Below are 25,501 nucleotides of genomic sequence, written 5' to 3'. Positions count from 1 at the left end.
TCACTTGGCCGCGGCCTGCGCCGAACTGAGCGCGTCCTTGGGCGACTTGGATCCGCTGAGGGCGGACTGGACGGCCTTCCACAGCTGCTCGGAGATCTTGGGGTACTTGGTGCCCAGGTCGTCACTGGTGCGTCCCTTGGCCGCCTTGACCGCCTCCACCCACGGCTTCAGCTCGGGGTTCGCGGCCACCTGCTTGTCCTGGACTTCGCTCGTGGGAGCCACGTAGGACAGGGCGGTGTCGGTGTTGTTGAGGTTGTCGGTGCTGGTCAGGCAGGTCACCAGCTTCTGGGAAGTGGCGTAGCGGCCGGTGTCCTTCTGGACCGGAAGGGTCACGAACTCGCCGCCGGTGGGAGCCGCGGCGTTGCCGCCCGTGGCCGTCGGGATGGGCAGCACCCCGTAGTCGAGGCCGGCCTTCTTGGCGTTGGCGAGCTGCCAGGTGCCGTTCTCGCTGAACGCGTAGTCGCCGCCGGCGAACTCCTGCCAGCTGGTGGTCTGGGTGTTGTTGATCACCGAGTTCGGGGCGTAGCCCTGCTTCAGCCAGTCCTTCCACAGGGACAGCGCGGACACGGCCTGGGAGGAGTCGAGTTCGGTCAGCTTGGCGCCCGATCCCCAGAGCCAGGGCAGGAACTGGAAGCTGCCCTCCTCGGTGCCGATCGCCGAGAAGGTGATGCCCTTCTTGCCGGCGCTCTTGACCTTCGCCAGCGCCGCCGTCAGCGACGTCCAGTCCTTGACCGAGGAGATGTCCACCCCGGCCGCCTTCAGCACCTTCTTGTTGTAGTAGAGGGCGAGAGTGTTGGCGCCGATCGGCATGCCGTAGGTCTTGCCGCCCGACTGGCCGGCCGCGAGCAGGTTGGGGTCGACCTTCGAGGTGTCCAGGTTGCTGTCGTCGGTCGTGGTGAGCACGCCCGCCTCGGCCAGCGTCGACACCACCGGGTTGTCGACGATGAGGACGTCCGCGGAGTTGCCCTGCTGTGCCGCCAGCAGCGACTTGTTGGCCAGGTCGCTGGTGTCGAAGGCGGTCCGCTTGATCTTCACTCCGGCCTTGGTGCCGCACTGGTCCAGCAGCTTCGCCCAGGACGAGGTCTTGTCGAACTGCGGGTAGGGGTCCCAGATGGTGTAGGTGCCGCTGCCGGCGCCCTTGGTGTCGGTGCTGCCCGAGCCGGAGGAGCAGGCGGTGGCACTGACGGCGACAGCCAGGGCGGTCAGGGCCGCGGCGGTCAGACGGCGCTGTCTGGAGGAGCTGTTCATGGCAGGAGTTCCTTTGTTCAGGGCATACGGGTGCCGAGGCAGGGGGTGCCGCGGGCACGGGTGAAGAGGAGGGACAGGCGGTGCGAACGGCGTTGCCGAGCGGTTCGAGCGTCCGGTGAGTGAGGAGATCTACGTGAGGTCGGGAGGGTTACGTCGGTGCGGTCAGGACGCCGTACCGGCTCCGACGGGACCGGTGCTGGCCCTTAGGGAGATCGGGGGCGCGAGGAGATGGTGCCGGGGCGGCGCGTCGGGATGGTCGAGCCGCTCCACCAGCAGGTCGACGGCGCGTCGGCCCATCTCCTCCGCCGGCACGTCCGCGGCGGTGAGCTGCGGGGTCACCGTCTCCGCCCAGCGGCCGGCCACGACGCCCGTGACGGAGAAGTCGCGCGGTACATGGCGGCCGGCCTGGGCGAGCCCCCGGTAGAGGCCACCCAGGGCGGCCTCGTTCAGGGTGACCAGGGCGGTGGTGGCGGGGTCGTCGTGCAGGATCCGTTCCAGGCATGCCTGGCCCGAGGCGGCGTCGTCCCCGCAGCAGTAGGTCCGTCCGGTCAGCCCGCGTTCGGCGACAGCCTTGGTGAAGCCGTCGAGGCCTCGCTGCGCGGACTCGTATCCGGCCCGCAGCAGCTGCTCGGGACGGTTGACGAAGGCGACCCGGCGGTGGCCGAGGTCCGCCAGGTGGTGGACGCACGCCGTCGCCAGCGCGGTGTGGTCCAGGCCCACCCACCAGCCGCGCTCGGGGTGGGCGGTGCGGCCGATGGCGACGGAGGGGAAGCCGAGGGCGGCCAGGTGATCGACCCGGTCGTCCTCCAGCCTGATCTCCATGAGGATGGCGCCGTCGACCCGCCGCTCCCCCAGCAACCGCTGGAAGGAGCGGTCCCTGTCCACACCGCTCGGCGAGAGCAGCACGTCGTAGTCGTGGGCCGCGGCGGCCTCCACCACGCTGCCGATGAAGTCCAGCTGCATCCCGGTGTAGTGGTTGCCGGCCGGCGGGAACACGAGGCCGATGGTGCTGGTCCGGCCGTTGGCCAGGGCGCGAGCGCTGGCGTTCGGGCGGTAGCCCAGCTCGTCGATGACCTCCTGGATCTTCCGGCGCGTGTCGTCCGAGACAGGGCGCTTGCCGCTCAGCGCATAGGACACGGTGCTCCGCGAGACACCGGCCCGCCGGGCGATCTCACCGATGTTCACGGCGACTCCTTGCTCGAACCGGTTCGACACCTCGGTGGAGGAGGCGCCCGCGGTCGTGAGGGCGTGGTGTGGGACGAGAAACGCGGACCGTGTGTCGAACCGGTTCGCGTGAAGTGAACGTAGGAACTGCCCCCGCACCTGTCAACACTCTTGGTCGGAATTTTCCGACCCGTAATACGGCCGCAAAAACCATATGCACAAGGGATTGCTGGCTGGAGGCACCGATGCTAGCTTCCCCGAACCGGTTCGATGACGTAGATCCCTCCGACAGCCAAGGCCCCGATCCGACCTTCCCCAAGGCGCGCAGGGCCCGCCACCCCCACACCTCAGATGTTCCCCCGTTCCCTCGTGCCGCACATCATCGAACCGGTTCGACGCACATCGACATCAAGGATTGAGGACGCAATCCATGCCATCCGCTGACAGATCCGCCCGGCGCCGTGTCCCGGCCGCCGTGGCACTGGCGCTCGGCGGGGGCCTGCTGGCCGCGCCCGCCGTCCCGGCGCAGGCAGCCGATACGCCCCAGCCCGCCGCCCACTACACCTTCGACCAGGACGATCTCGCCTCCGGCAAGATCACCGACAGTTCCGGCAACGGTCTGACGGCGACCCTGGTGAACGGCTCGACCGCCCAGTCCGTCACCGGCACCGACGGCGGCCGGGCGCTCGCCCTGCCGGGCGGAGCGCCCACCTCCGACGGGGCCTATGTCCGTCTCCCCCGCGAAGTACTCAACGCGGCGACCGACTTGACGGTCTCGGCCCGCGTGAAGTGGAGCGACGACAAGTCGTCCTGGCAACGGATCTTCGACCTGGGCACCGACACCACCAGGTACCTGTTCACCACGCCCTCCAACGGCAGTGTGCTGCGCACCGCGGTGACCACCGGCGGAGGCGGCGCGGAGGCACAGGTCCTGGGCTACGCGCCCCTGCCCGCCGACGGTTGGCGGACCGTCACCGTCACCCTCGACACCTCCGCTCACCGGGTCACCACCTATCTCGACGGCTTGGCGGTCTCCTCCGCCGCGACGACCGTCAAGGCCAAGGACCTGCTGGACGGTTCGGCCACGGCCGCCGGCTACATCGGCAAGTCCTTCTACCAGGACCCGCTGCTCAAGGGCGCGATCGACGACTTCAAGGTCTGGCACTCGGCGCTCAGCCCCGAACAGGTGGCCGGCACGGTCGGGAACCTCCCCACCCTCCAGCAACTCTCGCGGACGTCGTTCGAGGTCCGTGCGACCGCCGGGACCGCCCCGTCCCTCCCCGCGGCGGTCCGCGCCTCGTTCTCCGACGGCTACGACCGCGACACCCCCGTCACCTGGGACGACGTACCGCCTGAGAAGTACGCCCGGCCGGGGACGTTCGAGGTGGCCGGAACCGCGGCCGGGCGCACGGTGAAGGCGACCGTCACCGTGGTTCGCGAGGGACAGCTGACCGTCGACCTCGGCTCCGACACCGGCGCCTTCCACGGCGGAGCCTCCGGCACCCTCTACGGCGTGTACGGGCCCGGCGTCCCCACCAACAACCTCATCGAGGGTATGGGCCTGCGCACGGTTTCCACCAAGGCCCAGGACGGCCCGCAGCACCCCGGAGCCGACGCGCTGGACGTGGTGAAGCCGCTGGCCGACTCCACTGACGGTGACGTGTACATCTACATGACCGACATCCACCGCGGCTTCCCGTACGAGTGGCCGGGCGACACTCCCGCGCAGAAGCTCAAGCTCTACGAGGAGAAGCTCGCCAAACAGGTCGACCAGGTTCTGCAGCTGCCGAAGCAGTACCAGGACAACATCGTCTTCGTGCCGTTCAACGAGCCCGAGGGCAACATGTTCGGCACCGGCGAGTGGAGCTACAACAAGGTCAGCTGGCTCAACGACCCCGCCGACTACTTCGCCGCCTGGGACGAGGCCTACAAACTCATCAAGGGCAGGATGCCGCACGCCCGCATCGCGGGCCCCAACACCAGCGTCCTGTACGACCAGGTGAAGGGCTTCCTCACTCACACCCTGGCCGCCGGCACCCTCCCGGACGTGATCACCTGGCACGAGCTGAGCCACCCGGAAGCTGTGCGTGAGAGCGTCGCCAAGTACCGGGTGTGGGAGAAGGAGTTGTTCAAGGGCACCGACCACGAGGGCACCCAACTCCCCGTCAACATCAACGAGTACGCCTTCAACTACCACACCTCCGTCCCCGGCCAGATGATCCAGTGGGTGTCCGCGATCGAGGAGTCCAAGGTGGACGCCGACATCGCGTACTGGAACATCGACGGCAACCTCTCCGACTCCGCCGTGCAGTCCAACCGCGGCAACGGCCAGTGGTGGCTTCTGCACTCATACGCCTCGATGAGCGGCCACACGGTGGACGTGGCCCCGCCCTTCCCCGGCCAGAACTACACCATGCAGGGCGTCGCCACGCTCGACGAGAAGAAGAAACAGGCCCGGCTGATCTTCGGCGGTTCCACCGGCAAGGGCCACATCACTTTCGCAGGCGTCCCCAAGAAGGTCTTCGGGGACCAGGTCCACGCCTGGGTGCGCGAGATCGAGTGGAGCGGGCAGGTCGGCGACAACTCCGGCCCGAAGCTGCTGACGGAGACGAACCTGAGGGTCGGTGACAACGGCCAGGTCGTCGTCGACTTCGGCGACGGCGGGCTGCCGAATCTCAAGGAATCCTCGGCGTACGAGATCGTCCTGAGCCCGGCCGGCAAGGCGAAGGGCACGCAGTCCCCGCCCGTACGCTGGCAGGGGTCGTACGAGGCGGAGGACGCCGCCCACACCGGGTCCGGCTACACCAAGAACGGCCCGGAGGGCTCGACCGGCGACGTGTCGAAGTTCTACACCTCCGGCGGCTACGACGTGGGCGGTCTGCGCACCGGCTCGGACGTCTCGCTCGATTTCGCCGTGGACGTGCCCGAGGACGGAACCTACGACCTGAGCACCTTCGCCAACTCCCTCAACACCTTTGACAAGGTCAAGGAGCAGGGGCCCACCAACGTCTTCCTGCGGGTGGACGGCAAGGCGGACAGCGAGCAGGAGCTGTACCTGCCACTCGGCTACAAGTGGGTGGTGTGGGACCACACCGACACCAAGGTCCACCTCACCAAGGGAAGGCACACCCTGACGCTCGCCGCGAAGAGCCTGGACGGCAAGAGCGCCACCAAGGGCGACGCCATCGTCGACCGCCTCACCCTGTCCTTGCCGAAGGCGTCGGCGGCCACCGAGGTCTACGAGGGCGAACTGGCCTGGACGGGCGGTGGCGCACTGCCCGTCTACGACCTGCCGAAGCACACCGCAACCCCCGCCACCGGCTCGGGCGCGGTCCGCCTCGCGAGGAACCAGACGGCCACGTTCTGGGTCTACTCCCCCGCCGACCGGGAGGCCACGCTCGAAGTCGACACCCTCGGAGGCGCGGACGCTCGGCTGTCCGTCAACGGTCACGACGTACTGCACGTGACCAAGGGCCGGCACGAGGTGGCCGTCTCCCTCTCGGGCGGTGTCAACAAGGTGACGGTGACCGGTGGTTCGGCTCCTGGTTCGACCGCCACCCTTGTAGATCGTCTGACGGTCACGCCCACCGACGGCACGCTCAAGGGGCGTACCTACGAGGCGCAGGACGCCAAGCTCGCGGGCTCGGCCACGCTGACGCCGCTGTCCCTTGCCACCGACGGCACAGCGATCACCGGGATCGGCGGCGACCCGGGCAACGGCAACACGGCGACGTTCACGGTCGCCGCGGACACGGCCGGCCTGTACGCGCTGCGCATCCGCTACTCCAACCCGGAACAGTCCGAGGCCACCCACTACAACCCGGACCCACTCGCCCGCCACGCCGACATCACCGTGGGCGGCGGCGCGACGCAGCGGGTCAGCTTCCCCCACACCTTCCACCAGAACAACTTCTGGGAACTGACCGTCCCCGTCCGCCTCAAGAAGGGCCCGAACACGATCACCTTCCGCTCGGAGGAGCTGCCGAACTTCGACGGCACCACCTACGCCTCGGACACCTTCCCCGGCGTGCTGCTCCGCTCCCGCTTCGCACCCCTGATCGACCGGATCACCGTCGCACCGTACGCGCGGGAGACACGGAAGACGCACGAGGCGCGGGAGACGCGATGAGGTAGATGAGGTAGATGAGGTAACGGCTGCCGGCGAAAGGCGCACACCCACCCGTGCCGCCAGTAGCCGCAAGCGGAGCCTCGCGCCCGGGTCCGTCACAGTCGGCGGACCCGGGCGCTCTGCCTTTCGAGGCTGGCTCCGGCCGAGGAGAGGCCGTCAGGCGCGACCGGCGTACGGACTGCCCGGTCGGGACCTGTCACTGATGGGGGGGCATCCTGGCCGACGCCGCCCACCGTCCGCTGCCGGCCTGACGGCCCGTCCTCACTTCAGGTGCCGGCCGAAGAACCGGTTCCCGTCGTCCACCTCGAACCACGGGGTGCCGGCGTGCCCGCCCATATTGGCGTGCAGCGTCTTCTCCTTGGTGCCGAAGGCGTCGAACAGGTCCAGTGCGCGCTGCCTGGGGTTGCCTTCGTCGTCCCACTGCAGCAGGAACAGCAGCGGAATGGCGACCTGTCGGGCCTCCTCGCGCTGGGCGCGGGGCACGTAACCCCCGGCGAAGAAACCGGCGGCCGCAATGCGCGGTTCGACCACCGCAAGGCGGATGCCGATGGCGGTCATCCCCGAGTACCCCACCGGGCCACCGATCTCGGGCAGCGAAAGGAGGGCGTCCAGCGTGGTCCGCCATTCCGGGACCGCCTTTTCGACCAGCGGGACGATGAAGGACTCGAAGATCTCGTCGACCGGCTCGCCGGCCGCCATCGCCCGGCGGAGGACGGCGCGAGCCTGCTCATCGACGGCGGAACGGGGCCGGTCGCCGTGCCCGGGGTGGTCGATGGCGGCCACCGCGTAGCCGTACTCCGCCGCGCAGTGCCGGGCCCGGGCCACCAGCCGCGATTCCCGCTTGTGCAAGCCGCCGTTGTGGCCGATCAGTATCAGCGGAGCAGGTGCGGATCCGGACGTCCACAGGATGCCGGGGATCTCACCGAGGGTGAATTCGCGTTCGAGGACGCCGTCGTCGAGGCGCTGTTGGGAGGTGAACTGCATGGTCGTGCCTTTCGGGAGTGCGCATGAACGGCGCTCCCGGACGACCTATCGCCCGACCGCGACCCCGGAGGGGAGCACCCACGTCGATATGTTCACGGGTACCACCTCCTCGCTCTTTCGCACGGCCTCCGGAAACGTAGCAGTGGCAGCCGTGGTCCGCCAACGGGTTTTTGCGAAGCCCCCGGGACCCGCCGCGTGTCTGCCGGCGTTGGTCAGTGCCTCCTGATTACGGGCCGTGGTCGTCGTCATCGTCAGGACAAGCAGTGACGAAACGACCAGTCGTCGGCGGGCCGGGGGTCGCCGCAGCTGGTTCACCTGCGTCCAAGTACCGGTGTCGAACAGCACGAGCGCGTTGAGGACAAGGCCCAAGGCGCCGAACTCGCCCTCCATGCCGTCCTGGTGGCCGTGGTGAGCGCCCGCGACCGACCGCGGATCTGCCGGGCCCCGGCGCCGTTCAGAGCCGCGGCGGCTGCTCGCCGTGCGCGGTCAGGACTGGGGACGGTTGCGGCACAGGCAGAACGGATGCCCGGCCGGGTCGACGTAGACCTGCCAGCCGTAGCCGGACTCGCCGACGAAGCTCTTCTGGAGGGTGGCGCCCAGCTTGATCACGCGGCGGTGCTCGGGCTCGAACTCGTCCACTTCGAAGTCGAGGTGGAACTGCTGCGGATGCTCCTGGTCCGGCCAGCTGGGCCGCTTGTAGTTCTCCACCCGCTGAAACGACAACTCGACGCCGTCGTTGCGCAGGTTGACCCAGTGCTCGGTGCTGATATCGGTGTTGATCTCCCAGCCCAGCAGCTCGGCGTAGAACTCGGCCAGCTTCCAGGGGTCGGGACAGTCAAGGATTACATCGGTGAACGTGAGCATGCGATCATCCTAAAGAACGGCGCCGGGCTCGCGCGGCTCGTCGAACCAACTCGTCGGCATGGACATGCCGCCAGGAAGTCGACGGTTGGATCGAGCACCTCGGGCGTGAATACCGGGCCGAGAACTCGCCGACGGAGGGCGGACTCCTCGTCCCGTCAGTCGCTCCTCGTCATCGCGACCCCGCGGCCACCAGCGTCGCGGTGATGGGTTCGAGCTCGGCGACCAGCTCGTCGAGCTCAGCGGGAGACAGGGCGTCGTACGGCGGGGCGGCGAGTTCGTCGGTAAGGGCTTCGATGCGTTGCTTGGTCTCGCGACCGGCGTCGGTGAAGTGGCCGCCGGTGTCGACGAGTCCGCGCTCGCGCAAGCCGTCCATGACCGCGGCCAGCCGCTCCTTCGGCAGGTGGTGGATGCGCCCGAACGACTCCGGCGGGTGGATGCCCATCGCCAGTGCGCTGAGCACGTGGGCCTCCGTGCCGCCGATGCGCGCGCCGACGAGAGCGGCGACGTGCCCGTCACCACGGTGCTCGCGCAGCATGGTCGCGGAATGCCACAGTCGGGCGACCGGGTCGCTCGGCACCGGAAGGGTACGCATCCCCGCGTACATCACCCGGCCTTCTGTGGGCGCTTTCGTCGCGGCTTTGGTGGTGAGGTCGGCGGCGCGCACCAGGCCCGGGGAGTCGGCCGACTTCTCGCCGAGGATCCGCCGTAGGGAGGCCGCGCTGCCCCGCTCCCGCGCGGCGACGGACGCCTCGGGCGGGATCGTCTCCCACGCACTCGGGATGTGCCGCGCGGCCTCCCCGTCGGCGAAGCTGTAGAAGGCCGCGTGCACGACCTGCGCCGGCACCCGCCCCAGCGGCGCGGCGCGGCTGGCGAAGTAGCCGTCCCAGTAGGTGCGGTGGCCGAGCGCTGCCAGCTCCTCGTTGCACTCGTCGGCGAAGAAGGTGACCAAGCAGATCGGCTCCAAGAGCTCGAACATGCGGCGGGCGACGTGAGTCATGGCCCACATCATGCCTGTAGCCGCCTCGTGGAGGCGGCTACAGGCCGCTGGACAAGCCCCCTGGGTGCGGCAGTCGAACTCCCGCCCCTCCCGGAGCTCGTCCCCCCGACGACTTGCGGATCCACAGCGGGATATGAGCAAGGGAAGCCCCTGCTAGGGTGCGCCGATGTCATCGATCAAGCAGTTCCAAGTCACCTTCGACTGCGCGGAACCCGAGCGCCTCGCTCGTTTCTGGTGCGAGGTGTTGGGGTACGTCGTACCGCCGCCCCCGGAGGGGTTTGCCAGTTGGGACGATTTCAACAGCTCGCTGTCGCCCGAGCGCCAGGGTGCGGGGTTTGTCTGCATGGATCCCTCAGGTGTCGGCCCGCGCATGTACTTCCAGCGTGTCCCCGAAGGCAAGGTCGTCAAGAATCGGGTTCATCTTTGCGTGCGGGCCGGCACGGGGCTCGTGGGCGATGAGCGCCTCGCCACACTCGAGGCCGAATGCGCACGACTGGTCGCGCTCGGTGCGGTCCGCGAACGACTTCTGCGCGCCGATGGCGTCAATGAGTCGTGCATCGTGATGCAGGACATCGAGGGCAACGAGTTCTGTCTCGACTGAACATCCTCCGAGACGGCGAGGTTGTGGAGTCCGGCGATGCCGAGCACCTGCTGTCTGACCGGGGTGCCGGATCACCGCCACCTGGTCCGCCGTCCGCTCGGCTGCCGCCGGGACACTGGCCGGTGCGTTGGCCGCCGGGCTTCTCCTCATCTGACAGCGTCGCCCGCGAGACTCCCTTGATCAGCTGATCCCAACGCTGTCACGTCGGTCGTCGACGCGAACCTCCAGGTCGGACCAGTGGGCGATCCACCGTGTCAGGTCGCCTGCAGTCAACGGCGCTTGCGAGCGGAGCAACTCAACCGGCTGAAAACAGACGAGCGTTCCGGTGGTCCCATCGGCCCCGACAGGCTCCAGGCCAGTCGCAGGAACCCCATGCTCATAGCGCTGCGTCCAAGCCCCGTTGCCACGGCGGTTGGTGTGAATCAGCCACTCGCTCAGCCCCGCTACGACGGACATGCCGCGACGTGGATGCCCGTCCGGAAGTCGCTCGGCGTCCGGGGAGTCGAAGAACCGCAGGTCCTTCGATGCCATCACCGGCTTCTTCACGATCCGGCCGTGATCATCGACGCGGGTGTCGGTGCCTCGTCCGTCGTCGACCACGGACACCGAGCCGTCGCGGTGCAGAGTGATCGCACAGCGTCCACCCCCTCGACTCGATGCCTCGTCAGCGGCGTAGGCGACGACTTCAAGGACGAGGTGCGCTGGGCCACCAGGAGCAAACTTCGCTGGTTCCCGGCGGATCCGGGCGAGATGGCCCAGGTCCACGGCGCTGGCCCAGTCGTGGGTGGTGTTGATCCACGAAGCCCTTGATCCATCCATCCCGCGAGTATCCGGCATCCTGTTCCGCTCAGAACGACGACCAACGCGGAGCTCACCGCAAACGCTCGTTCCACGCCATGACGATCACGGGTTCGCGAGTGCTTTTCGCGCGCCGGGACCTGGCGTGATCTCAGGGAGTCGCCTCGCTCATACGGGAGTTCCGCGATCGGCGCTGGACCCCGGCTCGACCCTGGCGCCATCCGAGGAGGTGCCACATCCACGCCCCGCCGTCGGCCCCCGCCCGTCCCTTGACGTCTCTCCATGAGCGTCGTATCGCCGTTGGATTTACACTTCCACCTCGGGAGGTGCTGGGATGCGGTGGTGGTCCGGTGGGCTGGTGGTCGCCGGGACGGTTGTCCTGGCAGCGTGCGGCACGTCTGCGGGCGGAGGCTCCACGGGAAGCGCCTCAGAGAGCGGCTCGACGCGGCCGTCGCCCACGGCACCGGCGCACTCGTCCGCGAGTCCGGGCGAATCGGCCACGACGTCCTCGCCCGCAGTCCCGAGCGGATCAGCTACGGCGCCCTCGTCCTCGGCGGCCGGTTGTGCCGCCGGGCACACGTCTGTCAGCGTCGCCCCGGGCGATCCGGTCGAACAGCGGCTGTGCGTACGGCCCGGAACCGCGATGTCCCTCGTCCTGCGGCCCCGTGCTGACGACAAGCGCTGGATCGCCGTGCGCAGTTCTACGCCGGCCGTCGTCCAGGTCTCCGGCTGGCGGCTGGATGCCGACGGCACGGCCCACGCCTCGCTGCGGTGCGCGGGTACCCGGGGCGGCACGGTCGAGATCACCGCGCTGGCGAAGGCCCCGGACGTGGCGGGCGCGGCGCGCGGTGCCCTCACACTGCACGTGAGCGTGGTGCCGTACCCGGCACAGGGATGAGTCCCTGAAGCTGCTTGCCGCAGGCGAACAGGCTGCCTCGACCTGGTCCGGGAGGACGCCGTGCCCGAGCCTCGTGGTGGCCCGCGATTGCCTGAACCAGACGTTCACCATGCCGAACTGCCGCAGGTCAGCTCGCGGTCAGCTCGCCGTCTCCTCGGGTTTCCAGCCCCAGGCGGTGAGCATGCCGGCTGACAGTGCGGCGCATTCGTCGGAGTCGAGGTACCGGAGCGCCGAGTCGACGGCTGCGTCGTCAACCAGGCCGGTGGCAACCATCGCCCCCCTGCTTCGCTCCCATGTGTCCGCCCAGAAACGGCTGATGGGGCTGCCGGGCACCAGCGGAGGCACATGGGCCTCGGCGGCAACGGGCCCGAGCCCCGCCCCACGCAGCAGGTGCGGGTACGACGGCACCCAGGAGACATCGGTGCCGATGGTGGCGCGCAGCCCCTGCCACATCGACTGCATCACCCTGGTGTACGGCGTGCTGGGCGTCCGGTCGCTCGTCAGGTCGAGCGCGTCGCTGAGTACCAGAACACCGCCGGGCGCGACAAGTTCGGCCAGTGTCGTGATCAGCCGTTCGCGTTCGGCCAGGTGCATCAACACGAACCGCGCGTGGACGAGCCGGAACCGGCGGCCCGTGACGAAGCCCGGAGCAGTGATGTCGGCCTCTGTCACGTCCAGCCCGGGCACGGCTCGCTCCGCGAGAAAGCGAACATCGCGGTCCACGGCGAGCACGCTCGTCACCCCGGCCTCCTCCAGCAGCCGGCGGGCGACCGTGCCGGTCCCGGCGCCGACGTCGAGGCAGCGCCAACCCGGGCCGACCCCGAGTGCCCGCAACCGCGCCACGGTGATGTCGTCGTAGGCCAGGGCGCCGAAGTCGATGCGCTCCCCCTCGCCCGCCTGTTGCGGAGGGAAGACGGCTTCGCCGTAACGGCCCTCACCCGGCGCATCTCCGCGCGCAGCGGCACTCACGACGCGACCGGCGTGACGCTGAGAGTGCCATCGAGCCGGTCGAACAACCGCCGCGCGGACAGGGAGCGGTTCCGGTTCCATACCCCGGTGTGACCGGGCTTTCCGCACGCGGTGCGCCGGACATACGGGAGGCCGCCGCACGCGGTGCGCCGGGAAAACGGGCGGCATGTCAGGCGGGTGAGCTCGTCCAACGGTTTCATTGCCGGACCTCATTTGCGCGATGGGGCAATGCCGGGCGGCCCGTCCTGAGGCCGCCGCCCCACAGATCCTGCACCGGCGCCCGCCTCCCCACCCAAGGCGCGCCGTTGCTACGCCGATCGGCGCAAGGAGGTTGGTGGGCATCCTTCGTCGCGGGCCGCCCATAAGCCCGTTCGGGACGTTGCACGCGTGAACAGTGCCCTTCTGGGCATCCGTCCCTTCACGCATCGGAGGCCTGCCCTCCGCACGATGCGGACGACTGGAAGTGCGGCAACACGAACGACTTGGCAAGGTGGCATGCCTAATGACTGCGAGCCCGAGGCACCCTCAGGCAGACTCCCCTCACAGGGAGCAGGTGCGGCAGAGCGCGGCGGACATGCCGCGGCAGGTCCGTGACGAGCTGACCCGCAGGCTCCGCCGCAGCAGGCGCGCGTTGCGCAAGGAGGACGTCCAGGTCGTCGAGCCGCCACTGCTGCGGCGCGCCGTCGGTGCCTCCGCACTGGGCAACTGCATGGAATGGTTCGACTTCGGCGTCTACAGCTACCTCGCCGCCACGATCGGCAAGGTCTTCTTCCCCGGCGCCTCGCCCGGTGCGCAGGTCGTCTCCTCGTTCGCCACGTTCGCCGCCGCGTTCGTTGTGCGCCCGCTGGGCGGGCTGGTGTTCGGGCCGCTCGGCGACCGTCTGGGCCGGCAGAAGGTGCTCGCCACCACCATGATCATGATGGCGATCGGCACCTTTGCCATCGGCCTGATCCCCAGTTACGCGACGATCGGCATCGCCGCGCCGATCCTGCTGCTGCTCGCCCGGATGGTCCAGGGCTTCTCCACCGGCGGGGAGTACGGCGGCGCCACCACCTTCGTGGCCGAGTACTCCCCCGACCGGCGCCGGGGCTTCCTCTCCAGCTGGCTGGACTTCGGTACGTTCGTCGGCTACGCGCTCGGCTCCGCCCTGGTCACCGTACTGAACCTCGCCCTGAGCGACGACCAGATGCTCTCGTGGGGCTGGCGGATCCCCTTCCTGATCGCGGGGCCGCTGGGCGCCATCGGTCTGTACATGCGGTTGAAGCTGGAGGAATCGCCCGCCTTCCAGCAGCAGCTCGACGAGCACGAGAAGGGCCTCGCGCAGACGTCGGCCGGCAGCGAGTTCAAGACCATCGTCAAGGACCACTGGCCTGCCCTGCTCATCTGCATGGGCCTCGTCCTCCTGTACAACGTCACCAACTACATGGTGACCGGCTACCTGCCGACCTACCAGACCGAGACCCTGAACCGGTCCAGCTCATCCTCCGACGTGCTGGTGCTCATCGGCATGGTGTGGATCGTCGTGCTGATCACCTTCCTCGGCCGCTTCAGCGACCACGTGGGTCGACGTCCCGTCTATGCCGTATCGGCGGCGGCGATGATCCTCCTGGCCATCCCGTCCTTCCAACTCATCAAGATGCACGGCACCTGGCCGCCGATCTTGGGTGTGCTGATCCTGTCGACGCTGCTGGCCTGCTTCGCCGCACCAAGTGCCGCCACTCTGCCCGCGCTCTTTCCCACCGCCGTGCGCTATGCGGCCATGGGCATCGGCTTCAACTTCGCCGTCGCAGCTTTCGGCGGCACCACGCCACTGGTCACGGCCGCCCTGGTCAACGCCTCCGGCGACGACCTGATGCCCGCCTACTACCTGATGCTGGCCGGGGTCATCGGACTGATCACCGTGAAGTTCCTGCCGGAGAGCGCACAGGTGCCACTCAACGGTTCCCAACCGATGGTGGGCTCCGAAGACGAACAGCGCGAACTGCTCTCCAGCGCCGAGGCCCTCTATCGCTCAACCCGGCAGAAGGTCTGAGCCCCCGTCACCCGTCTCGCCTCAGCAGGCCCTCTGCCCACCGCCGACGGCGGTGCGCAGGGGCCAGTCACCCGCCGGCCACATCCTGCTCGTCCCGTGCAGACGAATCGTCCTCGTGGACGCAGAACGCCTGACGGGGCGGAACGCCTGGCAGGACGGAACGACTGGCAGGAGCGATATCGCCGAGAAGGACGCGTTCTCGGGGCGCGCGGTCCTCCACAACGCGGTCGGCGCTCGGCATTCGGGTTGTCTCCGTACACTGGCGGTCATGGCATGCCGCATCAGCGAACTGGTCATCGACTGCGCCGACCCCGACCGGCTCGCCGAGTTCTGGAGCAAGGTCCTCGGCTACGTCGAACTCGGCCGGGAGGGCGACGGAAGCATCGAGATCGGGCCGCCCGACGTCGGCTTCGGCGGCCCGCAGCCCGTCCTGGTCCTCAGCCCCAGCAGCGACCCGCGGCCAGGGAAGCTCCGGCTGCACATCGACGTCAGCCCCACCGACCGCGACCAGGACGCCGAACTGGAGCGACTGCTCGCTCTCGGCGCCAGACCCGCCGACATCGGCCAGACCGGCACCGAGAGCTGGCACGTCCTGGCGGACCCGGAAGGCAACGAATTCTGCCTGCTGCGCACCCGGCTGCAGCCCCTCTGACCACCCGCGCCGACGAAGCGGCCGCACGTGACTCCCTGGCGCGGATCCGCCCACTGAAGGCGCTCGACTCCGCGGATCGCCAAAGGAGGGAGGTGGGTCTCTCCCTCGCCCTGGTAGCCCTCGGAGGCGCGCTGAATGGCAGGACTGGAGCACCGGCCATCGGGGCGGGTTCGTCTCTCGCAAGGCCGGCGTCCCGTCGCGACAGTGGCCCACCGTATGTCGCTGTGCCGCTGACGTTCCCGCGGGCGACCTCGCGGTCGATTCCCTGCGAATCCCAACGAAGCGGTTAGCCGCAGTTCGTGATGGGCAGCCGAATTGTCGTGGGACACCGGGCGGCCGATCGGTGGGAGCCTCAAGTGGCAGAAACAAGAAAGCCGGACCCGGCGCTCCTGCGCGGCTGAGCAGTCCGAAGGTTCCCGCAGCAGAACGTCAGGAGGTTTGAGTGACGTGGATCACTAAAGATCTACGTGCCGCACGCAACTGCGGCCCATGCCGAAACCATCTGACAGTGAGTGGGGCCCGTCAGGGCCGGGGCACGAGAGAGCGGGGCAGGTCGTGGGACGGCGCAAGGGCGGCATAGGGATCGCATTCGTCACGGTCGCGGTGCTGGTGGGCGCGAGTGCCTGCGGCGGAGGCGGTAGCGACAAGGCGAGCGGCGACGACGCGAACGCGGCAGGAAAGGCGAGTGCAAGTATCTCGCCCAAGCCGACGAAGCCCGCGGGCCCGCCGATGCTGCTGGATACGATCACCCCGCAGACGGGGAACACTGTCGGCGTGGCCATGCCGATCTCGGTGATCTTCACGAACCCGGTGGCGGCGAAGGCACGGGCCACGGTCGAGAAGCACATGAAGGTGAGCGCCTCGCAGCCGGTGGCCGGCGCCTGGCACTGGATGGGCGACAAGCGAGCCGACTGGCGGCCGAAGACGTACTGGCCCGCCAACACGAAGGTGAAGATCGACGCTGACCTGAAGGGCGTCAGCAACGGCAACGGACGCTACGGCGTACACGGCTACACGCACAGCTTCACGATCGGCGACGACGTGCGCGCGGACGTCTCGGTGACCGGACACACCATGAAGGTGACCCGGAACGGCAAGCCGGTGCGCACCCTGTCGATCAACGCGGGCAGCCCCGAGTACCCGACGTGGAACGGCACCATGGCCGTCATCGACAAGCAGGAGAAGGTCCACATGACCTCCTGCAGTGTCGGCATCAGCTGCGACAAGGGCAGCCCCAACTACTACGACCTGACGCTGCCCTGGGACGTCCACCTGACCCAGTCCGGCACGTATGTGCACTACTCGACGGGCGACCCCAACCCGGGCAGCGGCAGCGCCCGCGGCTCGCACGGCTGCGTCCACCTGTCCATGTCGGACGCCAAGTGGTTCTACGGCCAGGTCAAGCAGGGCGATCCCGTCACCATCACCGGCTCTTCCCGCGCCAAGGCCCCGGCCGACAACGGCTACGCCGACTTCAACCTCGGCTGGGACCAGTGGCTGGCAGGCAGTGCGTCCGGAGAACAGACGACCGCGACGCTGTGACGCGGTGCGGCGACGACACCGTCAGCGGCACCTCGCTCGAACCTTGACCAGACACCCCACCCCCGATCGGCCGCTGCGCACAGCACAGTTGGCCGATTGGCGTTTGACGTCTCGCCCAGGGTGGCCCGGTGGGATGTGAGCTGCGGGAGCGGTGGAGCGGGCAGCCACGTTGGGCGAGATGGGTTCTCGTGGTGTACGTACTCGGATTCCTTGAGGGAGCCTGCGCCCATCTCCTCGACTTGATCCGTGGCGGGATGCACGCCTATGCGTCGTTTCAGCAAGTGCCCTTGCAGGTCTTCCTCGTTGGCTTGACGGTCCTCGATCCGCTGGTTGCCGTGCTGGTGGTGCTCGTACGGAAGGAAGGCGTCCGGCTGGCGGGCACGGTGATGGTGCTGGACGTCTGCGCGAACTGGTGGGGCAACCGGCACTGGCTGCACGACGATTCCGCGCAGCTGCTGCCGCTGTTGCCCATCACCCTCTTCGGCCTCTTCGTCGTGGGGTCTGTGCTCCCCCTGTCCCGGACGCTCGTGGGGAAGGCCGACCGACCCCAGGAGGTCATGCCGCCGCCGTCCGCCTGACGCACCGCGTTGCGCAGTCGTAGAGCGGCTGCAGAACGGCCGTAGAGCGCCGATGCCACTGCCTCTCCGTCCGTCAGCACGCCGCGGGATGGCGGGCGGTCGCGCGGGGCAGCCGCGCGGGAGAGTACCGCCGACGGACGATCTGCTGCGCACCGCCTCAGCGGGTACAGACGTAACGCTCGTCCTGGAACGTGGTGGCGTCGGAGCTGCTGCCGCCGGGCCGGATGCTCCACACCTTGTCGTCCTGGCTCGCATCGAAGAAGTCGACGTACACGGACTGGTTGTTGCGGTAGGACCCGACGCTGCCGATCCCGAAGTCGAGGAGGTTCCGGCAATAGCCGTGCCGCTGAGTCATGTAGGCGATGTCGGTAAAGTTGCGGCCCTTGTACAGGCACAGCCATCCGGCGCCGCAGGGTTCGGCAGCCGATGCCGTCGGGGCGAGCACCACGCCGCTGACCGTCATGGCGAGCAGCGTGAGCAAGAGGGCTCGAAGTCGCAGCTTCCGCATGGACATCTCCTGGGCTTGACGGCGCGCTCGGACGAGACGGGCTGTCCAGCGACTGAGCAGAACAGCGCAGACTGGTCCTACCCTGCGAGGGACGGAGCCAGTCCGTGTGTTCTGGATCAGCGTGCCGAGCGGATGAAGATACCTGCGGCTGCAGGGCAGTCTGTTCCGTACCCTGGCGGCATGCGCATGCGCCCCACTCTGAGCTGGATGCCTACCGAGGACCTGCCTGCGGGCACCACGGATCTGGCGCCGGTCGCCGATGCGCTGCGCGCCGGCGGTGTGCTGGTGCTCAGCGGGGCCGGCATCTCCACGGAGTCGGGCATCCCCGACTACCGGGGCGAGGGCGGGAGCCTGAGCCGGCACACCCCGATGACGTACCAGGACTTCACCGCGGGCGCCCAGGCCCGGCGCCGGTACTGGGCCCGCAGCCACCTCGGCTGGCGCACCTTCGGCCGGGCCCGCCCCAACGCCGGTCACCGGGCTGTGGCCGCGTTCGGCCGGCACGGACTGCTCGCGGGTGTGATCACCCAGAACGTGGACGGTCTGCACCAGGTCGCGGGCAGTGAGGACGTCGTCGAGCTGCACGGAAGCCTGGACCGGGTCGTCTGCCTTTCGTGCGGCGCCGTCAGCCCGCGCCGCGAACTCGCCCGCCGGCTGGAGGCCGCCAATCCAGGTTTCGAGCCGGCGGCCGCCGCAATCAACCCGGACGGTGACGCCGACCTCACCGATAACCAGGTCGGCGACTTCCGTGTGCTGCCCTGCACGCTCTGCGGCGGCATCCTCAAACCGGACGTGGTCTTCTTCGGCGAGACCGTGCCGCCGCGGCGGGTCGATCACTGCCGCACGCTGGTCAGGGAAGCAGCCTCACTACTGGTCCTGGGCTCCTCGCTGACGGTGATGTCCGGACTCCGGTTCGTCCGCCAGGCGGCCGAGGCCGAGAAGCCGGTACTGATCGTCAACCGGGATCCGACCCGGGGCGACCGGCACGCGCTCACCCGCATCCTGCTCCCGCTCGGAACAGCCCTCACCACCCTCGCCGACCAACTGGGCATCCCCCTGGACGACCACCCCGTGGGCCGGCCGCAAGCGTGACGACTGCCGGACGCCTGGCGCCTGGCGCCTGGCGCCTGCCCAGTGACCACAACCACGACCTCCCCGCGCAAGCCCTTCACCGCTCACCGGCGTTCGTACGCGCAACGTGGGCGGCGACCGCTGAAGCAGTCGCGCGACCGTTGAAGCAGCCGTTCCGGGGCAGTCGAAACAGGCACACGCCGGGTTCCCCCGGTGGCGCAGACAGCTGGTGGGGCACGCTCGAGATCCCGGTGGGGCTGGCGCTCGCGTGGATCGCATCCGCCGTGATCTTCCGGTGGTCGCCGCGCCGCAGGCAGCCGGGCTACACCTGGCTCGCCTTCGGCAGCGCGGCCCATCTCCTCCTGTGGGTCTCGGCCACCTGGCTGCTGGCGCTGTACGTCGGCAAAAGCACCGCGTTCGGGGCCGTCTACGGACCTTTGACCGCCTTCGTCGCCCTGCTGCTGTGGGCCAACGTCACCGGTGTCGCCCTCTTCCTCGGCATCGCCTTCGCCGCCCAGCTGGAAGCGGCGCGCGCCGGCATCACCTCCGCCGTACATCCGGGTCCTGGGCCTGTCCGCTGACGCCACCTCCTGACTCACATCGGAACGTGACCGCCTGGCCGGCATCGGTGCGCGGACGTGTCGTTGTGGTCATTGCCCTGTCCATGGTTTCAGCGCGCCCCGCGGTCGAGGGCGGCGACCTCGCGTACGGCCTCGGCGATGGCCGGGAACTCCCTTTTCAGGATCGCGCCGTGGTTGCTGGCGACCTTCGCGCCGATCCGGATGTTCGGGTTGCGGGCGGTCACCGCATCGAGGCTGCCGCGTATCTGTTCCTGCTCCTCACCGCGGCTTCCGAAGGACGTCCCCGAAGCGACCACGTACCGCACCGGGACGGTGATGTCGTCCAGCACGGGGCCCAGCTCCCGCTCGCGGGAGAGTTTGCCGAGCTCGATGTTGCTGTCCGCCTGCTGTTCGGCGGTCATCCGCGGGGCCAGGCCCGTCGGGCGCAGCAGCGGCAGAAACCAGCCGAGTCGCCGAAAAAGCTTCCGGATCCGCTGCTCCATCGCGGCATCGAGCCAGTCGTAGGGGAACGCGCCGTCAACCAGGACCGCGCCCACGGCACGCTCCGGGTTCCGGCCGGCCCAGTGCGCCGCCACGCACGCCCCGTAGGACCAGCCCACCACCAGCGCCCTGTCCACGCCTCTGGCCGCGAGAACAGCATCGACGTCCCGGACGGCCGCCTCGAAGGAATAGTCCGCCGACCGTTTCGATTTGCCGCGGGCCCGCTCGTCGTAGGCGATGTGACGCCATCCCGTTCCCAGTTCGGCGATGACCCGCCGCCAGTACCCCTGGGTGGCGAACTGCCCATTGAGATAGACCACGGGCACACCGGGACCGCCCGTGTCGGTGACGGCCAGGGCCGTGTCGTCAACCGGCACCATGCCGGTCCATGTCGAAGTGGTCGAGGCAGTGCTGTTCTTGGTCATGTGTTCCACCTGATCGCGTGAGGTGTGGCGTACGACTTCTTCAAGGCCCTGCACCTGGATCGCAGGCCGGAGGGGGCGGACGGCCGCGTCCTCGGCGGCGACCGAGAGGATCTCGATCGCGGTGGACCCGGCCGGACGGTTCTGGTTCTGCTCGTTCAGAGGCTGCGGGCGGTGATGTCGCCGCGGGAGGTCGTGGCGCGGATGTCGAGTTCGACGGAGCCATCGTTCTTGAGGGCGTTGCTGACGCGGCCGTAGTCGGTGTCGGCGGCCAGGGCGGCCGAGACGCCCGCGGCGGCGCCGACCGTGATGTCGCCGGACTGGGTGGTCAGCACTACCGCGCCGCGCACGGCCTCGGTGATCCGAATGTCGCCCCTCGCTGTGCTGATCTCCGCCGGGCCACCCAGGCGGCCGACCTCGACGTCGCCGTCGACCGCGGTGAGGCGGACGCTCGCGGCCTCGTCGATCTTGATCTGGCGGTACGCGCCGTCGAAGGCGACGTCGCCCAGGCGGCCGACGCCGCGGAATTCACAGCTGGCAGCCCTGGCCTCGATACGGGAACCCGCGGGCAGCTGAACGGAGAGCTCCAGGGATCCGGAGGGGCCGAAGAGCTGGTTCCTGTGCTCGGGGGTGCGAATCCGCAGGATGCCCTCGGCGTAGGCGACGGTGGTCTGCTCGGCGGCCTGGACGTCGCGGCTCTTGGCGGGGTTGGCGGGCAGGACCTCGACGGTGGTGTCGGCGCGGTCGGCGGCAATGAACCGTATGCGTCCGGCGGGGATGTCCAGGACGGCGGAGATGGGCGCGGGGGTGTCGAACTTCTGCATCATGCTCTCCTGTACTCGCTCGTGTTTTCCAACACCAGAAACGCTACGTTGCATTCCATTTTATGGCAACTACTTCGTTGCATTCGATGACTACTTATGCAGGTCAAATGCACCAAAACGTTGCAATGATTAAGCCAGTAACGCAACGTCAGCCGAACCGATCATTGCAATGACTGAGAGGTGAACGCTATCGTGAGCGGAATCAGGGACTGCCACACGAACAACCACCGAGGGAGATCGCGATGCCGGGAGGCAGGCTCACCCAGCAGGAACGCCAGCAGATCGCGCTAGGGCTGGCCGACAGCCTCCCCTACGCCGAAATCGCCCGACGCCTGGAGCGTCCGACCTCGACGATCACGCGTGAGGTGATGCGCAACGGCGGCCCCACCGCCTACCGCGCCGACCTGGCTCACCGCGCCACCGAACAGCGCGCCCACCGGCGCAGGCCCGCCTCCTCCCGAGAGGCGCGGTCGCTCCCTCAGCCGCACGGACGCGACGCCGAGGCCGTGGCGCGGTACGAGGAGACACTCACCACCGTGCTCATGGCTTCGGGAGTGCCCAAGATGGCGGCCCGCGTCCTGACCTGCCTGTTCACCACCGACGCGGGCAGTCTCACCGCGTCCGAACTCGCCCGGCGCCTCCAGGTCAGCCCGGCGTCCATCTCCAAATCGATCGCTTTCCTGGAGAGCCAGAGCCTGGTGCGCCGAGAACGCGACGAGCGCCGCCGCGACCGCTACGTCGTCGACGACGAGCTCTTCTACCAGGCGACGATCGCCAGCGCCCGAGCCAACGACCAACTCGTCGAAACCGCACGTCAGGGCGTTGCTATCCTCGGCCCGCGCACCCCTGCAGCCACCCGCCTGGAGAACATCGCGCGCTTTCTCGACTTCATCAGCGAAAGCATCACCCGCGCCGCCGAACAGGCCCGCGAAGTCCTCCACACCAAGTCCGAAGCAGCCTCGGCCGACGTCACCGAAGCAAGCACGGACCAGTGATGGACAACCGTTCTCGACCATCGCAGCCGGCCGGATCGGCGCGGTGGCCGGCGCCATCACCCACGAGCACCTTCCGGAGCAGTGCGGCGTCGCCTCCCTCCCGCATCCACCACATCGCTCTCACCGGCTGAGCCGACTCACTCCGGCACGCTCAAATCGATTGCGCGCATGTGGGGCAGGAAAAGGTCGAGCACCGGGCACGACAGCCACCCCGACGCGGCACGCAGCCCTGGCGCCGACGCTGACGAGTGTGCGGCCCCAATCAACAGGCGCATGATGAAGGCATGACCGATCGCGACGATTTCCTGGCGTGGGTCAAGACCGCCCTGTACGAGGCGGAACTCGCGCTGCACAACGGCGACGCGGCCCCCCGGCGGGCGCTCTGGTCACGCAATGAGCCCGTGAGCGTCCTGGGGGCGTGGCGCAACGGCTACGGCCGGCGAGAGATCGACGAGCTGTTCGCCGCCCTTGAGAAGAGCTTCTCGGACTGCACGTCGTACGTTTTCGAACTGCAGGCGTACGACGTGTCGGGAGACATGGCCTATACGGCCGGCCTTGAGCACACGTCTGCCTCCGTCGGCGGAGAACCGCGCACTTACACGTTGCGGGCCACCCAGGTGTACCGCCGCGAGGAAGGCGAGTGGAGGGTCGCTCATCGTCACGGCGACACAGTGACCGACTGAGAGCGCCCGAACTCGGCCAACGGAACGCCGCGTTGACCGCCGCGTGAGATGCGTCCGGCTCGGATCCGGCTCGCCGCCCTGCCGGATGACGGATCGCGTGGGGGCTTCTCCGACGACGGGGGCGTCGTCCCCGGGCCGCCCCCGAGGGGCGGCGCAGGCACGCACCACCCCCCATCGCCCCGGCGGCGTGGGCGCTGCTGGTCGAGGCCGGAACGCGGTGCGTTCAGTCGCGGGCCGGTTCCGTCGTCGGGGCGGGGCCAGGCGGCGCCGGTTCCGGAGCCGGGGGTTCGGGTGCTGGGGCCGGAGGACGCGCGGGGGTGGGCGCCGGGCCGGGCGGCGCGGGCTTGGGATGCGGGGTGGGACGGGGCTCCGGATCCGGTTGCGAGGCGACGTTCTCGGGTTGCGCGATCATCAGGTACTCCTGCCTGTCGTTGAGTCTCTGAGTCTTTGCTGCGGCTTCCTTCCGCGGCCTGTGCTGTGGATACCTTCCGCCTGTGCTGTGGATTCCTTCCGCGCGTACCCCTTGAACCAAGCCCGACTCACCCTCGCGGACGATCCGCTGGTACGGCTGGCGCAGAGGATCTCTTCCGGCAAGGCCACGGTGAGCCGTCCATCTTGCGGGGGAGCCTCTGCCCTCCGGTCGACATCCGCCGACGCACGGTGTCGATGGCTTCCGCGGTCGGCGGGGCGAACGCGCCCAGCGGGTGCGGATCGAGCGAGGCCGAGGAGGAGAGCCTCAGTTAGGGCTTGAGAAGGTCATGAGGTGTGCTCGTGTCCGGTGAACATGTTGATCATGCTGTGGGGTGCGTTGTCGCCGAACATGTGCTCATAGAGCTCGGCGCCGCCGGTGGCGGAGTCGGCGCTGCGGGGGAACATGGCCTGCTCGTACTCGGTGAGCGCGGCCTCGACGTCATCGGGGTGCGCGGCGAGGGCATGGCCGAGTTCGGCACCGTCGAGCATCGCCAGGTTCGCCCCTTCGCCGTTCGGGGGCGCGAGGTGGGCGGCGTCGCCGACCAGGGTCACTCCTGGCACCCGGTCCCACCGGTGCCCCGTCGGCAGAGTGTTGAGGAGGCGCAGGACCGGCGCGGTGTCACTCTCGGTGATCAGCGCGGTGAGCTCCGGCGCCCAGCCATCGAACTCCTGCACGATCCGTGCGGTGGCCTCGGCGGCATCGGTGAAATCGATGGCGGCGAACCAGTCGTGCGGCTTGGACAGCGCCACGTAAGTATGAAGGGTGCCGCCGCTCTCTCGATGAGCCTGGATCCCTTTACCCGGCGCGAGTGCGAACAGCGCCCCACCACCGACCGCTTTCGCGGCGGCCGGGTGCCGGGCGTCGCCGTCGAACAGATAGGTCTCGACGAACGACCGGCCGGCGTACTCGGGTGTGGCGGTGGAGAGCAGCGGCCTCACCCGTGACCACGCGCCGTCCGCGCCGACCAGCAGGCTCGTGACGACGGTGCTGCCGTCGACGAAGGTCACCTCGTAGCGGCCCTCGCCGAGGGCAGCGGTACTGCTGACCTTGCAGCCCCAGTGGACGGTGCCGTCCGGGAGCGAGTCGAGCAGGAGCTGTCGCAACTGGCCGCGCTGCACCTCGGGACGTCCGCCGGTGCCGTCGTCGGGTTCGTCGAACAGTACGGTCCCGTCCCAGGCGACGACGCGTGTCGCCTCGCGGCCATCCAGGATGAGGCTGCGGAACTGGTCGATCAAACCTGCCGCCCGCAGAGCAACTTGGCCGCTGTGGTCGTGGATGTCGAGCATCCCGCCCTGCGCGCGAGCCGACGATGAGGACTCGGCTTCGTAGACCGTGACCGGGATTCCGTGGGTGTGCAGGACGCGGGCGAGCGTGAGGCCGCCGAGTCCGGCGCCGATGATCGTGACGTCAGTGGTCATGGTGATCCCTTACCAGTCGCACGCCTGCCGGCTGAGTACCCGCAGGTTCTTTGGAAAGGAGACCAGGCCCCGCCGACAAGCCGCCGACATCGATCCGACGGCCCCTGACAGATGTCCGACACCGCACACCGGTGCCGGCACCGGCACCGGCACCAACTTGAGTGGAGATCGACCCAAGGGCATGGCGAGATGTGCGCACGACAATCAGGAGTGTGGTCAAGGCAGTTGGATCACAGCGACCTCGGCGTCGATGCACTACGGCCTCGGCACTGCCGACCACACGGCCGCGAACGCCGGCGGCCCCGGGCCCGGATACTTAGCGCCGCGTCCCTGACGCCGTACGACGGAATGGGAACGGCTCCACTCGGACGACTGGTCGGTCGCTCGGGCGTCGCGCAGACCAGCTGAGCGAGCACGACGACTGTCCGCAGTTCCTCACAGGGATCGAGCTACCTCAACCCGTGAAATGTCGCCCGGTCGGCATCACGAGGGTGAGAGCGTCGTCGCAAACGCTGCCTGAGTCACAGGCCCCTCGTCCCGGCCCGACCACACCACCGTCCAACCCACCCGCGCCCGCCCCAACTGGGCCCC

21 protein-coding genes and 1 pseudogene are annotated in these 25,501 nt (G+C 68.9%); 11 read left to right on the top strand and 11 right to left on the bottom strand.

What is annotated here, in order from left to right; genetic code table 11:
• Together OOK07_RS40905 and OOK07_RS40900 are read right to left on the bottom strand one after the other, a co-directional pair.
• Nucleotides 1-1,248 carry a sugar ABC transporter substrate-binding protein gene (locus tag OOK07_RS40905; protein WP_266801645.1) on the bottom strand — a complete coding sequence of 416 codons (1,248 nt, stop codon included), beginning with the start codon at nucleotides 1,246-1,248 and terminating at the stop codon, nucleotides 1-3.
• A gap of 162 nt (nucleotides 1,249-1,410) precedes the next feature.
• Nucleotides 1,411-2,433, bottom strand: a complete 1,023-nt coding sequence (locus OOK07_RS40900) for a LacI family DNA-binding transcriptional regulator (protein WP_266801644.1) — start codon at nucleotides 2,431-2,433, stop codon at nucleotides 1,411-1,413.
• A gap of 409 nt (nucleotides 2,434-2,842) precedes the next feature.
• Here OOK07_RS40900 and OOK07_RS40895 point away from each other — a divergent pair, with 409 nt between their 5' ends.
• On the top strand, nucleotides 2,843-6,541 hold the full coding sequence (locus tag OOK07_RS40895; RefSeq protein ID WP_266801643.1) for a LamG-like jellyroll fold domain-containing protein: 3,699 nt from the start codon (nucleotides 2,843-2,845) through the stop codon (nucleotides 6,539-6,541).
• Nucleotides 6,542-6,802: 261 nt separating this feature from the next.
• Here OOK07_RS40895 and OOK07_RS40890 read toward each other — a convergent pair whose 3' ends face one another.
• From OOK07_RS40890 to OOK07_RS40880, 3 genes are all read right to left on the bottom strand, one after another.
• Entirely contained in the window at nucleotides 6,803-7,525 is a 723-nt protein-coding gene (locus tag OOK07_RS40890; protein ID WP_266801642.1) for a dienelactone hydrolase family protein, read from the bottom strand.
• Between the two features lie 486 nt (nucleotides 7,526-8,011).
• Nucleotides 8,012-8,389: a VOC family protein gene (locus OOK07_RS40885; protein WP_266801641.1), complete on the bottom strand. Its 378-nt coding sequence runs from the start codon at nucleotides 8,387-8,389 to the stop codon at nucleotides 8,012-8,014.
• A 169-nt stretch (nucleotides 8,390-8,558) separates the two neighbouring features.
• Complete coding sequence (locus tag OOK07_RS40880; RefSeq protein WP_266801640.1) at nucleotides 8,559-9,386, bottom strand: SCO6745 family protein; 828 nt, start codon at nucleotides 9,384-9,386, stop codon at nucleotides 8,559-8,561.
• Nucleotides 9,387-9,552: 166 nt separating this feature from the next.
• Between OOK07_RS40880 and OOK07_RS40875 the strand changes: the two genes are divergently transcribed.
• Nucleotides 9,553-9,987, top strand: a complete 435-nt coding sequence (locus OOK07_RS40875; protein ID WP_266801639.1) for a VOC family protein — start codon at nucleotides 9,553-9,555, stop codon at nucleotides 9,985-9,987.
• A 180-nt stretch (nucleotides 9,988-10,167) separates the two neighbouring features.
• On the opposite strand, the gene OOK07_RS40870 is transcribed toward OOK07_RS40875, so the two are convergent.
• Complete coding sequence (locus tag OOK07_RS40870) at nucleotides 10,168-10,806, bottom strand: ATP-binding protein (RefSeq protein ID WP_266801638.1); 639 nt, start codon at nucleotides 10,804-10,806, stop codon at nucleotides 10,168-10,170.
• 622 nt (nucleotides 10,807-11,428) lie between these two features.
• On the opposite strand from OOK07_RS40870, the gene OOK07_RS40865 reads away from it, so the two are divergent.
• Nucleotides 11,429-11,683: an acetyl-CoA synthetase gene (locus tag OOK07_RS40865; RefSeq protein WP_266801637.1), complete on the top strand. Its 255-nt coding sequence runs from the start codon at nucleotides 11,429-11,431 to the stop codon at nucleotides 11,681-11,683.
• A gap of 138 nt (nucleotides 11,684-11,821) precedes the next feature.
• On the opposite strand, the gene OOK07_RS40860 is transcribed toward OOK07_RS40865, so the two are convergent.
• The gene (locus tag OOK07_RS40860) at nucleotides 11,822-12,652 is read right to left on the bottom strand and encodes a class I SAM-dependent methyltransferase (protein WP_266801636.1); all 831 of its coding nucleotides are present in this window, start codon (nucleotides 12,650-12,652) and stop codon (nucleotides 11,822-11,824) included.
• Between the two features lie 502 nt (nucleotides 12,653-13,154).
• Between OOK07_RS40860 and OOK07_RS40855 the strand changes: the two genes are divergently transcribed.
• The 4 genes from OOK07_RS40855 to OOK07_RS40840 all read left to right on the top strand — a co-directional run bounded on the left by OOK07_RS40855 (nucleotide 13,155) and on the right by OOK07_RS40840 (nucleotide 17,456).
• Nucleotides 13,155-14,684 (top strand): MFS transporter, encoded by a 1,530-nt coding sequence (locus OOK07_RS40855; protein WP_405669988.1) that lies wholly within the window; start codon nucleotides 13,155-13,157, stop codon nucleotides 14,682-14,684.
• A 268-nt stretch (nucleotides 14,685-14,952) separates the two neighbouring features.
• On the top strand, nucleotides 14,953-15,336 hold the full coding sequence (locus tag OOK07_RS40850; protein WP_266801635.1) for a VOC family protein: 384 nt from the start codon (nucleotides 14,953-14,955) through the stop codon (nucleotides 15,334-15,336).
• A gap of 555 nt (nucleotides 15,337-15,891) precedes the next feature.
• Complete coding sequence (locus OOK07_RS40845; RefSeq protein WP_266801634.1) at nucleotides 15,892-16,878, top strand: L,D-transpeptidase; 987 nt, start codon at nucleotides 15,892-15,894, stop codon at nucleotides 16,876-16,878.
• 308 nt (nucleotides 16,879-17,186) lie between these two features.
• The gene (locus OOK07_RS40840) at nucleotides 17,187-17,456 is read left to right on the top strand and encodes a hypothetical protein (RefSeq protein ID WP_266801633.1); all 270 of its coding nucleotides are present in this window, start codon (nucleotides 17,187-17,189) and stop codon (nucleotides 17,454-17,456) included.
• A gap of 157 nt (nucleotides 17,457-17,613) precedes the next feature.
• On the opposite strand, the gene OOK07_RS40835 is transcribed toward OOK07_RS40840, so the two are convergent.
• Complete coding sequence (locus tag OOK07_RS40835) at nucleotides 17,614-17,964, bottom strand: hypothetical protein (RefSeq protein ID WP_266801632.1); 351 nt, start codon at nucleotides 17,962-17,964, stop codon at nucleotides 17,614-17,616.
• Nucleotides 17,965-18,144: 180 nt separating this feature from the next.
• Here OOK07_RS40835 and OOK07_RS40830 point away from each other — a divergent pair, with 180 nt between their 5' ends.
• Together OOK07_RS40830 and OOK07_RS40825 are read left to right on the top strand one after the other, a co-directional pair.
• Complete coding sequence (locus OOK07_RS40830; RefSeq protein WP_266801631.1) at nucleotides 18,145-19,056, top strand: NAD-dependent protein deacetylase; 912 nt, start codon at nucleotides 18,145-18,147, stop codon at nucleotides 19,054-19,056.
• A 197-nt stretch (nucleotides 19,057-19,253) separates the two neighbouring features.
• A pseudogene (locus OOK07_RS40825) lies at nucleotides 19,254-19,616 on the top strand (YhjD/YihY/BrkB family envelope integrity protein); the annotation flags it as partial.
• 89 nt (nucleotides 19,617-19,705) lie between these two features.
• Here OOK07_RS40825 and OOK07_RS40820 read toward each other — a convergent pair.
• Nucleotides 19,706-20,521 (bottom strand): alpha/beta fold hydrolase, encoded by an 816-nt coding sequence (locus OOK07_RS40820; protein ID WP_266801630.1) that lies wholly within the window; start codon nucleotides 20,519-20,521, stop codon nucleotides 19,706-19,708.
• A gap of 155 nt (nucleotides 20,522-20,676) precedes the next feature.
• Complete coding sequence (locus OOK07_RS40815) at nucleotides 20,677-21,342, bottom strand: DUF4097 family beta strand repeat-containing protein (RefSeq protein WP_266802293.1); 666 nt, start codon at nucleotides 21,340-21,342, stop codon at nucleotides 20,677-20,679.
• A 242-nt stretch (nucleotides 21,343-21,584) separates the two neighbouring features.
• Here OOK07_RS40815 and OOK07_RS43880 point away from each other — a divergent pair, with 242 nt between their 5' ends.
• Both OOK07_RS43880 and OOK07_RS40800 read left to right on the top strand, forming a co-directional pair.
• The gene (locus tag OOK07_RS43880; RefSeq protein WP_405669998.1) at nucleotides 21,585-22,337 is read left to right on the top strand and encodes a helix-turn-helix domain-containing protein; all 753 of its coding nucleotides are present in this window, start codon (nucleotides 21,585-21,587) and stop codon (nucleotides 22,335-22,337) included.
• Nucleotides 22,338-22,621: 284 nt separating this feature from the next.
• On the top strand, nucleotides 22,622-23,020 hold the full coding sequence (locus OOK07_RS40800; protein ID WP_266801629.1) for a nuclear transport factor 2 family protein: 399 nt from the start codon (nucleotides 22,622-22,624) through the stop codon (nucleotides 23,018-23,020).
• 756 nt (nucleotides 23,021-23,776) lie between these two features.
• Here the strand turns inward: OOK07_RS40800 and OOK07_RS40795 are convergent.
• On the bottom strand, nucleotides 23,777-24,910 hold the full coding sequence (locus OOK07_RS40795; RefSeq protein ID WP_266801628.1) for an FAD-dependent oxidoreductase: 1,134 nt from the start codon (nucleotides 24,908-24,910) through the stop codon (nucleotides 23,777-23,779).
• Nucleotides 24,911-25,501 lie beyond the last annotated feature (591 nt).

This window comes from Streptomyces sp. NBC_00078 (assembly GCF_026343335.1).
Taxonomy (GTDB): Bacteria; Actinomycetota; Actinomycetes; order Streptomycetales; family Streptomycetaceae; genus Streptomyces.
This window is presented reverse-complemented; position numbering and strand designations above follow the sequence as displayed.